At 45.5% G+C, this 11990-nt stretch carries 15 protein-coding genes; 7 read left to right on the forward strand and 8 right to left on the reverse strand.

Features of this window, described 5'->3' with window-relative positions:
• Positions 1 to 66: 66 nt before the first annotated feature.
• Positions 67 to 753, reverse strand: coding sequence for a flagellar basal body P-ring formation chaperone FlgA (gene flgA, locus BCF55_RS01230; RefSeq protein ID WP_121009007.1), 687 nt, complete (start codon positions 751 to 753; stop codon positions 67 to 69).
• Positions 716 to 1504 carry a flagellar basal-body rod protein FlgG gene (gene flgG / locus BCF55_RS01235; protein ID WP_121009009.1) on the reverse strand — a complete coding sequence of 263 codons (789 nt, stop codon included), beginning with the start codon at positions 1502 to 1504 and terminating at the stop codon, positions 716 to 718. Before flgG ends, flgA begins: the two co-directional genes overlap by 38 nt.
• 68 nt (positions 1505 to 1572) lie before the next feature.
• Here flgG and BCF55_RS01240 point away from each other — a divergent pair, with 68 nt between their 5' ends.
• The 5 genes from BCF55_RS01240 to lepB are packed head-to-tail and all read left to right on the forward strand — an operon-like array spanning position 1573 to position 5952.
• Positions 1573 to 3276 carry an ABC transporter ATP-binding protein gene (locus BCF55_RS01240; RefSeq protein WP_121009011.1) on the forward strand — a complete coding sequence of 568 codons (1704 nt, stop codon included), beginning with the start codon at positions 1573 to 1575 and terminating at the stop codon, positions 3274 to 3276.
• A gap of 14 nt (positions 3277 to 3290) precedes the next feature.
• Positions 3291 to 3938 (forward strand): guanylate kinase, encoded by a 648-nt coding sequence (gmk, locus tag BCF55_RS01245; protein ID WP_121009013.1) that lies wholly within the window; start codon positions 3291 to 3293, stop codon positions 3936 to 3938.
• Positions 3922 to 4128, forward strand: a complete 207-nt coding sequence (rpoZ, locus tag BCF55_RS01250; protein ID WP_121009015.1) for a DNA-directed RNA polymerase subunit omega — start codon at positions 3922 to 3924, stop codon at positions 4126 to 4128. Before gmk ends, rpoZ begins: the two co-directional genes overlap by 17 nt.
• 10 nt (positions 4129 to 4138) lie before the next feature.
• Complete coding sequence (gene rlmN / locus BCF55_RS01255; RefSeq protein ID WP_121009017.1) at positions 4139 to 5188, forward strand: dual-specificity RNA methyltransferase RlmN; 1050 nt, start codon at positions 4139 to 4141, stop codon at positions 5186 to 5188.
• Positions 5185 to 5952 carry a signal peptidase I gene (gene lepB, locus BCF55_RS01260; protein WP_121009019.1) on the forward strand — a complete coding sequence of 256 codons (768 nt, stop codon included), beginning with the start codon at positions 5185 to 5187 and terminating at the stop codon, positions 5950 to 5952. The genes rlmN and lepB overlap by 4 nt, the downstream gene beginning before the upstream one ends.
• On the opposite strand, the gene BCF55_RS01265 is transcribed toward lepB, so the two are convergent.
• The 3 genes from BCF55_RS01265 to BCF55_RS01275 are packed head-to-tail and all read right to left on the reverse strand — an operon-like array spanning position 5949 to position 8698.
• Positions 5949 to 7610: an oxygen-binding di-iron domain-containing protein gene (locus BCF55_RS01265; protein WP_121009021.1), complete on the reverse strand. Its 1662-nt coding sequence runs from the start codon at positions 7608 to 7610 to the stop codon at positions 5949 to 5951. The genes lepB and BCF55_RS01265 overlap by 4 nt on opposite strands.
• Positions 7610 to 7858, reverse strand: a complete 249-nt coding sequence (locus tag BCF55_RS01270) for a hypothetical protein (RefSeq protein WP_121009023.1) — start codon at positions 7856 to 7858, stop codon at positions 7610 to 7612. The genes BCF55_RS01265 and BCF55_RS01270 overlap by 1 nt, the downstream gene beginning before the upstream one ends.
• Before the next feature lie 36 nt (positions 7859 to 7894).
• The gene (locus tag BCF55_RS01275) at positions 7895 to 8698 is read right to left on the reverse strand and encodes a TlyA family RNA methyltransferase (protein ID WP_170144718.1); all 804 of its coding nucleotides are present in this window, start codon (positions 8696 to 8698) and stop codon (positions 7895 to 7897) included.
• Between the two features lie 46 nt (positions 8699 to 8744).
• Here BCF55_RS01275 and BCF55_RS01280 point away from each other — a divergent pair, with 46 nt between their 5' ends.
• Positions 8745 to 9812 carry a bis-aminopropyl spermidine synthase family protein gene (locus BCF55_RS01280; protein ID WP_121009025.1) on the forward strand — a complete coding sequence of 356 codons (1068 nt, stop codon included), beginning with the start codon at positions 8745 to 8747 and terminating at the stop codon, positions 9810 to 9812.
• Positions 9790 to 10320 (forward strand): M23 family metallopeptidase, encoded by a 531-nt coding sequence (locus BCF55_RS01285; RefSeq protein ID WP_245960368.1) that lies wholly within the window; start codon positions 9790 to 9792, stop codon positions 10318 to 10320. Before BCF55_RS01280 ends, BCF55_RS01285 begins: the two co-directional genes overlap by 23 nt.
• Here the strand turns inward: BCF55_RS01285 and BCF55_RS01290 are convergent.
• Genes BCF55_RS01290 through atpC form a run of 3 tightly spaced genes read right to left on the reverse strand, consistent with a single transcriptional unit; the run spans position 10317 to position 11976 of the window.
• Positions 10317 to 10865: a DUF507 family protein gene (locus BCF55_RS01290; protein WP_121009029.1), complete on the reverse strand. Its 549-nt coding sequence runs from the start codon at positions 10863 to 10865 to the stop codon at positions 10317 to 10319. The two genes, BCF55_RS01285 and BCF55_RS01290, sit on opposite strands and share 4 nt — an antisense overlap.
• Positions 10866 to 10883: 18 nt before the next feature.
• Complete coding sequence (locus BCF55_RS01295) at positions 10884 to 11606, reverse strand: tRNA1(Val) (adenine(37)-N6)-methyltransferase (protein ID WP_170144719.1); 723 nt, start codon at positions 11604 to 11606, stop codon at positions 10884 to 10886.
• Positions 11581 to 11976: an ATP synthase F1 subunit epsilon gene (gene atpC, locus BCF55_RS01300; RefSeq protein ID WP_121009033.1), complete on the reverse strand. Its 396-nt coding sequence runs from the start codon at positions 11974 to 11976 to the stop codon at positions 11581 to 11583. Before atpC ends, BCF55_RS01295 begins: the two co-directional genes overlap by 26 nt.
• Between the last annotated feature and the right edge of the window lie 14 nt (positions 11977 to 11990).

Genomic DNA, 11990 nt, shown 5'->3' on the forward strand with positions numbered 1-11990 from the left:
TGTTATCTATCATATAAAAATTTTCTAATATTCTTATGAGTGTCTCTTATAATGCTGTTTTATAGCCTATTCAAGAAGGACTCCCTCTTCGGAGATAACCCTTCCTCTGAGTATCTTACCTGTGTTTAAAGACCTGACTCTTATAGTGTCTCCGTAAAAACCCGTATCAAGGGCTTTTCCCCTGAAGCTTATCTCAAGGTTCCCGCTTCTGTATATAAGGCTTACCTCCTGACCCCTTCTTATCAGAGGTTCTTTCTTTAGTAAGCTTTTCTTAACTTGCCCTCCTTTCTTTATCTTCTTTAGTGTTACGTAGTTTATCAACTCTTCAGGAGAGGATACATCCTGTCTTGGGCATCTCTGGAGGAACCTCTCTTCATAGGCAACCTGCCAAGGATAAACCCTCTCCCCCCTGTCTATATCCTCTTGAGCCACAAGCAGGGTACACTTCCATTCAAGTTCAAGGGTTGCCGTTATCCTCCTGAACCCACCTTTAGTTTTCAGGTAAAGGTGGAAGCTACCTCTGTGTTCACCCTCCCTTACCTTAAGGGACTTCCTTTCAATACTTGTGTATTCAATAGGTTTTCCAATGAAGACCTGTATGCTCTTGACCCTTACCTTACCGGCAAAGCTTTTGAGCAGTTCTTCTTGCGCCAGAGCCTTAACTCTTTTATCGTCAATAACTTCACCAAAGGTTAAGGAAACTACCAGAAATATACTAACGGCGTAGGTTAGCTGCCTGAGATAGCATTTCATCAGCTGCAGTTATCCCTTTAGTGTTAAATTCATAGGCTCTCTGAGCTATTATCAAGTTTACCATCTCTTCAACTATGTTCACGTTTGACGATTCAAGGTAGCCTTGTAGAAGAGTGCCAAGCCCTTGGTTTCCTGGATTGTCTATTAAAGGTTCTCCGGAGGCGTCAGTCTGAATATATAGGTTGTTTCCTATCCTCCTGAGACCGGCAGGGTTTATGAACTTTGCAAGCTCAATCCTGCCTACCTCTTCAACGGCTGTTGCCCCCTGCCTCAGAACACTGACGGTACCGTCGGCGGCTATACCTATACTCAGGGCGTCGGAAGGTATGCTTATCTCAGGGTCTAAGGGGTATCCATCGCTGTTTACTATCCTGCCATCTCTGTCTAGTCTGAACTGACCGTTTCTTGTGTAGGCGATAGTCCCATCAGGGAGGACAACCTTGAAAAAACCATCCCCTTGAATGGCAAGGTCAAGGGTGTTTCCCGTCTGGTTTATGTTGCCCTGGGTGAATATACCGTAAGTATCTGCCACGTAAGTTCCGAGACCTATCTGGAACCCTGAAGGAGACCTTGTAGTGGGTGATGTGGGTGCTCCGGGTTCCCTTACCGTTTGGTATATGAGGTCCTGGAATGTAGGTCTCATCTTTTTGAAGCCCACGGTGTTTACGTTCGCCATATTATGGGATATAACGTCCAGGTTTGTTTGTTGTGCTGTCATACCTGACGCAGAAGTCCAGAGCGCTCTGAACATTGAACCACCTCCTCGTTCTTCTTTAAGGTTTTATCGGCACCGGTTGCCAATTCTTTATAATTTCTTGAATGGAAAATCTTTTTTGGCTTTTAAGAAAGGCAAGACCCTACCTGCCACTACTCTTCTTGTCTATCCTTGGTTCCCTACTTCAATCCGGGGGTGCTACCGCCATAACCTTTCTGGTTAAGGGCATAATTGACAACGTCTTTATACTCAAGGAGCGAGAGGAACTCCTCAAGACCACAGCTCTCCTGATTACATCGGCTCTCGTGATGCAGTTAGGATTTTTTATGTCTAAGTATCTGGTAAGCCTTGCTTCTGAAAGAACTTTAAGAGACATAAGAGCGGACATATTTGGAAAGCTTCTTCGTGTCCCCTTTAACTTCTTCGTGAAGAGCAAGAGCGGAGACATAATAAGCAGAATAGTTAGCGATGTTGACAAGGTCAGGCAGATACTCGTAGACCAAATACCCACTCTGCTTAGAGAACCTTTCGTGGGGTTAGCTCTTTTGGGCGTTCTAATTTACAGAGACCTATTGCTTACGACCGTTCTCATCGTTGTGTTACCCATGATGAGCTTTACAGTGAAGTTCTTCGGTGGTAAGAAGGGTAAGCATCTAAGCAGAACTCAGGAGGGTACGGCGGAGCTTACTCAAACCTTGTCCCAGACTCTTCAGGGAATAGAGAACGTGAAGGTGTTCTCGGCGGAGAGCAAGCTTTTTGAGACCTTTAAAAGATTCAATGAAAAGATATACAGGTCTTCTGTGAAGGCAGAGTTTTACATAACAGGGAACACAGTGATAAACTACGTTTCAGGTTACCTTGTAGTGGCGGGTGTCCTGTTCTACGGGGGTTATCGTATACTCCACGGGGACATAACTCCGGGGGACTTCATATCTTACCTGACAGCCCTTTTCATGGTTCAGCCACCTATCCTCAACACCCAGAAAGCCCTTATGAATTTAAGAGGAACCCTTCCGGTTGTTAAGAGGCTCATAGACCTTTTAAATACGGAAGAAGAAAGGTCGGGAAGGGTGGAGTTTGAAGGGCTAAAGGAAAGTGTGGAGTTCGTAAATGCAAGTGTAGTGGTAGATGGCAGGCACATACTCAAGGATATTAAGCTCACTCTAAGGAAGGGTGACAGGGTCGGTATAGTGGGACATACTGGTTCTGGGAAAAGCACCCTTGTAAAGATTATCCCAAGGCTCGTTGATTACATCGGAAGCGTCAAAATAGATGGTGTTGAACTCTATGAGTTTGAGCTCAGTTCACTTAGGAGCCGTATAGGAATGGCGACGCAGGAAACCTTCCTGTTGAATGCCACAGTTAGGGAAAATATGCTCATAGCCAAACCCGACGCCACGGATACGGAAATATGGCAAGCTCTGAAGTTAGCTTTGTGCGATTTCGTAGAGGACATGGATAGAGGGCTGGATAGCATGGTTGGTGAGAGAGGCTACTCACTCTCCGGTGGTGAGAGACAAAGGCTTTCTTTAGCCAGGCTCTTCTTAAAGAATCCTGACATAGTTATCCTTGACGAGGCAACCTCTGCACTTGATATGAGCACGGAAAAGCGGCTGCTCAAAAACCTCTTTGAGTTCTTTGAGGGGAAAACTATGCTTATAGTTGCCCACAGGCTATCCAACGTTATGGAGTGTAACAGGATAGTTGTGGTCAGGGAGGGGACTATAGTTGAAGAAGGAAACTTTTACACCCTCATGGAACGCCGTGGAGAGTTCTACAGAATTTTTAAGGAGGGTAAGGTGGTATAATCCTTTACTGTAAGATGGCTAAGCTCTTTATCCTCTCTGCACCTTCTGGAACAGGTAAGAGCACCATAGCGGAAAAGCTCCTTCAGCAGATTGAGGGGATGAAAAAGGTTGTAACCGCCACCACCAGAGAGCCCAGACCTGGTGAGAGACACGGAATTGATTATATATTCATGAGTAAACAGGAGTTTGAAGAAGGCATACGTAAAGGACTTTTCCTTGAGTATGCGAACGTTTATGGAAATTACTACGGGACTCCCAAAGACCAGATAGAGAGAAATATGAGGGAAGGTTACGATTCCTTGTTGGTTATAGACGTTCAGGGCGCCTTTAAGGTCAAGAGCATTAATCCTGAGGCTATTAGCGTGTTTGTGTTACCCCCTTCTCTGGAAGAGTTAAGAAGGAGAATAATAGGGAGAGGTTTCAAGGATAGTAACGTTCAGGAGAGGTTGTCCACTGCTAAGGGTGAGATCCCTTGTGCTAGGAACTTTGACTATATTATAATTAACGACTTCATAAACAAAGCCGTGGAGCAGGTGAAAAGTATCATCGTTGCCTCAAGGTGTGAAAGGGATAGTGTGCTAAGTAATCTCAGGAACTTGCTCCATAACGAGGAGCTTATAGAGCTTATAGAAGGAGGTGATTGTTATGTCAAGGAGACCTGATATAGAAGGGGCTCTTAAGAAGGTTAGCTCAAGGTACGAGCTTGTTCATGCGGCTGTAAAGAGAACCCTTCAGCTCCTTCAAGAGGGAGACGATTTCTTCATAAGGGGAGAAAGGGAACTTATAAAGAAAACCTTTCAGTCTATTGAGGACATAGCAAAGGGAAAGGCAAAAATAGTCAGGAGAGATTAACTTTAAGCTTATGAAGTTTATCACTGGCTACACTCTTGAAGAGCTAAAGCGAGAACTTAGCCTTCTTGGTCTTGAGGATTTCAGAGCCAAACAGGTTCTAAAGTGGCTTTACAAAAAGTTCGTGACCGACTTCTCCCAGATGACCGACCTCTCAAAGGAACACAGACTCCTCTTGGGTGAGCACTATGAATTCCATCCCCTTGAAAGGTTAGAGAAGGTTGAAGCTCCGGATGCCATCAAGTATCTATTTAAAACCCGTGATGGACATGTTATTGAAACTGTACTTATAAAGGAGAGAGATCACCTTACCCTCTGTGTTTCTTCGCAAATCGGTTGTGCCGTTGGTTGTACTTTTTGTGCAACGGCCGTTGACGGTCTGCTCAGGAACTTGAGCACAGCTGAGATAATAGACCAGTTTATCCTGGTACAGCAGGACACAAAGGAGAGGATAAGGAATGTGGTCTTTATGGGGATGGGAGAACCTCTGGCTAACTATGAGAACGTCAGGAGGGCCACCCAGATAATGGTTTCACCCTGGGGACTTGACTTGTCAAAGAGAAGGGTAACCATATCCACAAGCGGGCTTATCGCTCCTTTGAGAAGGATGTCCGAAGACCCCCTTATGAGGGAGCTCAACCTTGCGGTTTCAATAAACTCACCTTTCCAGCAGGCGAGAGAAAGTATAATGCCCCTTACTAAGACCAACACCCTTTCAGACCTTATGGAGCTACTTAAGAGGTATCCTCTGCCCGTATATAGGAGGATAACTTTAGAGTATGTCCTTATAGAAGGCATCAACGATTCGGAGAGGGAGGCGGCGGAGCTTGTAAAGCTTATAGGGAAACATAAGAAGAGGTTTAAAGTAAACCTCATTCCCTTTAACCCAGACCCTAACCTGCCCTACAGGAGACCTGCACTCAACAGGGTGTTGAACTTTCAGAGAATCCTGTGGGAGAACGGAGTATCTACCTTTGTCAGGTTCAGCAAAGGTGCTGACGTCTTCGGAGCGTGTGGTCAGCTCAGGGCAAAGAGGGAATGTGTTAATATATCATCTTCATGAAAAACGCACCCAAGTGGTTGGTTGAGTTTGCGGTCATAATTGGGGTGGTTTTGTTGATAAGAGCCACCTTGCTCCAAGCTTTCAATATACCCTCAGCTTCTATGCAGCCTACCCTACTCATAGGGGACTTTATCCTGGTTAACAAACTCGTTTACAGACTCTCAGAGCCCAGAAGGGGGGATATAGTTGTCTTCAAATACCCCAACAATCCTAGCCTTGATTACATAAAGAGAGTGATAGCAGGTCCGGGGGATGTGGTTGAATTTGAGGAGTTTTACGACAGTAAGGCGGAGGTCAAGGTTTACAGGGTTAAGGTCAACGGGGAGGAGTACGAGTTACAGTACAAAACTTTGAGGAACTTTGATGGGCGTTTTTACTACGAATTTGATGAAAAGGTTCCTTTAGGGGGTAAGTTTATCTCTCACAGGGTATGGTACTCCGCATATCCTACAAAGGTTGCTGGTCTGGTATCTTACAACGGTGAGGACTGCCTTCAACAAAAATACAACCTCTGTGTCAAGTTCAGGGTTCCGGAGGGACACTACTTTGTTATGGGGGACAACAGGGATAACAGTGAAGATAGCAGGTTCTGGGGCTTTGTCCCCCGTGAGAATATAGTAGGAAAGGCTTTTGTTATTTACTTTTCCGGAGAGGTTCCACCCCTTACCCCTGAGGACGTTACCTTTTACACAGGTTTCAGGCAACTATTCCTTGCTATCTTACACCCTCGCCCAAGCCGTATAGGAAATTACTTCATATATTAGAAAGGATTTATAAACACTTCGTTCTTGTCCAGTTTAGATAAGACCCCTACCACGGTTGATGGTCTTATCCCTGGTACCAGCATAATAGCGTTTAAGAGTAACTCCAATGTAAAGGGAGGCTCAATGTATATGTCGGTTACCACACCGGCTTCAACGGTTGCAAACCTCCCCAGCTCTTCAAGGAACTTGTTCGTAACGCTCTTTTCTTCGCTTTCAAGGACGAAGGACACAACCTCGTTCAGTATATCTAATGCTTTGTCCCTGCTGGTAATTGGGCTAAAATCTATCCCGGTTCTTATCCCGGTGAGCCTCTCTTTGACCTCTTCAAAGTTTTCATAGTACAAACCGTACCTTGGCAAGACCTTATTCACTTTCAGACCGTTAAACCTGGCTATGAGAGAACTTAAAACCGCCCCTGAGGGCATAAAGACTCTGTGATAAAGTCTTACATCTTCAGGCTTATCCTTTGACTGCTCATTGAAAAAGGAGCTGAACAATTCCGGTGTAAACAGGTATCCCGTGTCTTCTTCATAGAGACAGAAACCACCCACAGAGGGTGAGAAGCTGACAGGTACGAACCTGAGACGATGCCCTGTAGCTATTGTAACCGTGTAGGAGGGAAAGTCTCCGAATGTCCTTATCCTTCCCGATTTGGAGCCACACTCCGAGAGCTCTCTCTTCACAAAGTAGTCCGTTATAAATCTTATGTTGAACTTCTGCTCGGAAAGGGTAAAGCTGTTGTATATACTTGAGAGGTCCCCCGTAAGAAGGATAACCGCATCAAGCTCTTCCAGGTTGAAGAGTGTATCCTCTACCAGATTCCTAACCCCGCTCCACTCATCAAGGGAACCTATGTTGATCAAGAAGGCTGCTCTTCTTTCTTTCCCCTCATAAACTCTTAGGTAAACATTTTTCAACAGGACAGGAACTGTAGAAAACTTAGAGACCCTGTACAGTCCTTTATCTATCTCTTCAACGGGACTGATCTCCTTTAGTATTCTTTCCCCTGCCGTGACAACCGCCTGAACGGGCTTTGCTCTCTCAAGCAGGGTTTTTACAAAGTCGTGGGTGCTTCCAAACTTCTGCTCAAGCTTTATTCTGTCAAAATCCTTTACCCTTACCTTAACTTCTTCACTGCTCAGTATAGTTCTCAACTCCTCAACGGTACAGTCCATTCCCAGAACCTTACCGTTCTCAACTGCTATCACGCAGAGATTGGTGTTGGCTACCTCAACGAGCTTGCTCTCCTTGTCGTTGGCAAGTTTGACGAGTGTATTCATGAGCCCGAGCTGCTGAGCATCTTCTACCGCCTTGAACCTGTAAAGGTAGTTCAACTTATTGAGAAGTTCTAATGGGTTAAAAGGTTTCTTTATGTAGTTCAGTTCTGAAAACCCGACGTTTCTAAACTTCAGCTCCTCTTCGTCCCTGTCAAGGAGAAAAAAAGCTAAGGGTATCTTCTCTTCCTTCCACGAAGAAAGCCAAGCCTTCACATCGGTGTGGTTTACCAGAACTATGTCAATATCCGTTGAGTTAACCAGGTCTTTGAACATGTTGTCGTTGGTAGCTATGAGCAGCTTGTGTCCTGTGACGTTGAATATGTCCCCCAGAAGGGGGAAGACCTCCCTGTCCCTGTCCAAAAGCAAAGCCTTTATTGCCATCACTCAATCTCCTTTTTCTTAGCAGCTGTTTCCAAAAGTTTTATATGTTCCCTCAAAATGTTAATAGACTGGACAACCATAAAGAAAGAGTGCTCTACGTTTAGCAGGGCACCCTGGAAAGCGAGGTCACTCTCCCTGAGCCTAAGCTCCCTGAACTGCCTGAAGAAAGAATCTATCTCGGTTCCACACTCAAGCAGTTTAGGTATGAACTCTCTGTATAACCTCAGAGCCTCCTCTCTTGTATCCATTTCCGAACTCTCCCTTCCCTTCAAAATAGTATAATCTCAAGCTTTGTTGATTGACACACCGAAAGACTCATCAAGAGCATCCTCTATAGCTTTTTCAATGTCAGTTAAAGCCTCAGCGTATGAAGCGAACATGAAGAACTCCTCATTTCCCTTTGTTCCCAGGGGGAAGGACTTTATCACTCCGTGGATGTTAAGACCAAGCTCTGTAAGTAAGTTCGCGACCTTCAAAATGGCTTCCTTTTTGTCTTCCCTGTTTTTAACTATCCCCTTCTTTACCTTCTTTGGGCACAGCTCAAACTGAGGTTTGACAAGGCATATGAGCGTCCCTTCCTCTTTCATAAACTTGACTACAGCCGGTAGTATCTTTGTGAGCGATATGAAGGATACATCTGCCGTCAGGATGTCAACCTTTTCCGGTACGTGCTCCTCTGTGAGTGACCTGGCGTCTGTCCTTTCATAAAGGATAACCCGCGGGTCTTTCCTGAGTTTTATATCCATCTGACCTCTGCCAACGTCCACAGCGTATACACGGATGGCACCATGTTGAAGGAGACAGTCTGTGAACCCACCCGTTGAGGAGCCTACATCCAGAGCCACTTTACCTGAAGGGTCTATCCTGAACCTTCTTAGGGCTCCTTCCAGCTTTTCACCACCACGGGACACGTACCTTGGAAGTGCAAGGACTTCAATTTTTGCATCTTCTGTTACCCTGTGTCCGGGTTTGTCAACCCTGTGCCCGTTGACCAGTACTTGCCCAGCCATTATTATCGCCTGGGCTTTCTCCCGGGAATCAACCAACCCTTTTTCTAAAATAAGTTTGTCAAGCCTGACCATATACATTTATAATATTAAGCCTGCTTTTCCAAAATTCCCCGGAGGTGATAGATTGGACATACTTTCATATGTTGCGCAGGAAGTTCAGAAGGAAACTGGTGTAAGGCTCCATAAGAGGAACGTAGAGAGGGTTATAGCCGCCGCTCTCGTAACGAGAGACTTCTGGAAGCTTGTTGACCTGTCAGACCTTCCTGTGCCAGCAGCCTCGGGCATAGTCAAGAAGCTGGTTTCAGAGGGGATACTGTTCATAAACGAGAAGGAGGACATACTCCTCACCCAAAAGGGGTATGACATAGTTGCCGAGCTTGGGATTGAACCCTTTGTAGATTATACCTGTCAAGCCTGTGAAGGCAGAGGCTACCCCTTCTATGCTGACAAGGAGCTCTATCGTACTTTCGTTGAGCTTACAAAGGACAGACCCAAAGCTATAAGAGACTACGACCAGGGGTCTGTAACTCCAGAGACTACTGTATCAAGGGTTCTCTTCATAGATTCTCGTGGGGACCTCAGGGGTAAGGACATCATAGTTATGGGTGCGGAGGATGACCTTACGGGTCTTGCTATCGCCCTTACGAGGAAGGCTCACAGAGTTCTGATTATAGATATAGACAAAAGACTGATAGACTTTGACAACAGAATATTTAAAGAGCTGGGGATAGATAACGCTGAGGCGAAGGTTTGGGACCTGAGGAATCCCTTGGGAGAGGATATGTTGGGTCAGTTTAACGTCTTTGTAACTGACCCTCCGGAGACCTTTGCTGCCTTCAAGGCTTTCATAGGTAGAGGAATAGCCACCCTTAAAGAGGAAGGCTGTGCAGGTTACTTCGGACTCACCCTCAGGGATTCTTCCCTTTTTAGGTGGAGAGAGTTTCAAGAGACCCTTGTTGGAGAGTACGGGGTTGTGATAACGGATATTGTTCAGGACTTCAACCACTATATGAACTGGGATTATCATTCTGAAACCAAAGCTGCCGAACTTGCTCCCGTTAGGAGAGACCCTACAGACATATGGTACAGGTCTTCCTGGTACAGGGTTGAAACTCTTCCCGGCTTCAAGAGGTGGAACGAGCCAATATCGGACGATGTTTTCTATCTTGATGAGGAAGGTTCTACTACTTAGCCTCCTTTTTGCTGTAAGCGGCAGCTTTTCTAAGAGGAGTGAGATGCCAATACTGCCGCCCGAACCGTTCTCTGAAGAAGTCCCCAAGGACCTTCGGGAGCTTGTATATATAAAAACGGTTGAAGAGTCCAAACCGGATATATGGCCTGTCGTAGGTATAGTAACCTCTGACTACGGATGGCGGAAAAGGGGAAGAGCGAAAGAATTTCACTCTGGTGTTGACATAGGAGCTTCCTACGGTAGTAAAGTTGTTGCTACAGCCTCTGGTTACGTTCTCTTCTCTGGCTGGGTCAGGGGGTACGGAAAAACGGTTGTTATATACCATGGCTACGGATACGTTACCCTTTACGCCCACATGTCCTCTGTTGTTGTTGAAAGGGGAGAGAACGTTTCAAAGAACAGGGTGATCGGCTACGTTGGTTCTTCGGGTAGAACTACCGGACCACACCTTCACTATGAGGTCATAAAGTACGGAATAAGGCAGAATCCGATCACTTATCTTCCTTAAGCCAAGCCCCTTTGCTTGAGCTCGTCCTCGTATATCCTTTTGTACAGGATATTCCACTCTGGAGTACCTTCCAGTATGTTCCTTGAGTACTCTCTTATCTTCGCTCTGACCGCCCTCTCTATCTCCTCCTCTTCCTTAATGGCGTCTTTGAGCACTTCTGATACCTTTTTCCTTATTACGGGAGGGTCTTCATATATTTCTACGGTATCGTCTGCCATTATCAGGTCCCTTATCATGTTTGCAATCTGGTTCATCCTCTCCCTTCTGTTTACGTTTATCTTCATCTCCTCGGCGAGTTTTGCCTTTACCGCTTTGAAAGCTGTCCTGTAGTCTAAGTCTGTTTCTTCAAGGAGGTTCATCTTTTCCTTCAGTATCTCCTTTGTCTTTTCATCCAGGAGCCTGTCCTCCTCTTCGGCTTTCTTAAATATAGCTATTATCTTCCTCTTAAAAAGCTCGGGGTCTTCTGGCTCTATTATCTTCTCCTTAGTCAACTCATCAACTATCCTATCAGCTATCCTCTCTACAAGCCTCTCGGGGAGTTTCATTCGGTTTATTATAGCATATCAAAGATAGCCTTCTAAAAGGCTTTCAACCTCTTGAGTGTAGCCGCCTTCCTTACTGTTTATGAGCACTGGCTTCTCTATCTTCAACGGTCCTGACACGTTCCTTATTGAGGTAACGGCACATAGCTTCCCCCCCTTCTCTACTGTAGGGTATATAACGCTCATGAACCTTGGAGGTAGGTTGAACTCCCTCATGTATGTAAAGCTCTCATACAGCCTGAAGGAGGGTATCAGTATATTCAGATATCCTCCGTCTCGTAAAAGGTATGAGGAAGCCTTCACAAAGTCTCTAAGGGTTGTATCTGTTTCAAAGTGAACACCCTTATCCTCAATCCCATACTCTTTGGGGTAGAAGGGAGGGTTTGTTATAACGCAGCTAAATTCCCCTCTCCTAAACAGCTCCCGTATCTCTCTTATGTCTCCCTTTACAGGTGTTATGAGCTCTTCAAGGGCGTTCAGCTCCACGTTTTTTTTAAGCAGTTCCAGGAACTCTTCGTTCCTCTCAATAGCCCAAACCTTGCACCCAAACTTCTTTGCCACAGCTATGGATAAAAAGCCAAACCCCGCACCCAAATCCGCTACCATTGAATTTCTCTTTATACCCTTCAGAAGGGATAGAAATAATACCAGGTCAACCGATAGCTTATGTTTTTCTGGCTGGATTAACCTCAGCTTACCCTTAAAGAAGGAAAACTCTCTACCTGAGTCTTTCAACCACTTCAACTAAAGCCTGAGCCTTCTCTTTAACACGCTCCCACTCTTTTATCTCCTCAAGGGTCTGGGCAGTCGCGAGCTTCCTCATTGCCTCCTCAAATTCTTTCTTTGCCTTTCCTACGTCTATCTCCCCGACCTCGTAAGCCTCTTCAGCCAGGATGAGAACCTTCTCAGGTGTAACATCAACTACACCGTAGGTAACTGCCATCCCCTTCTTTTCATCTCCATCAAAGTAAACCAGACCTGGCTTCAGGAGGGTCATAAGGTACATGTGATTCTGTAGGACTCCTATCTCACCCTCCACGGTAGGTATGTTTACGGAGTTAACCTCTCTTGAGAAGGAAAGACCCTGTGGTGTAACTATCTCAACCCTTATCATGGTTGTAAAAGTAT

It is taken from the genome of Hydrogenivirga caldilitoris, from assembly GCF_003664005.1.
In the GTDB taxonomy this organism is placed as follows: domain Bacteria; phylum Aquificota; class Aquificia; order Aquificales; family Aquificaceae; genus Hydrogenivirga; species Hydrogenivirga caldilitoris.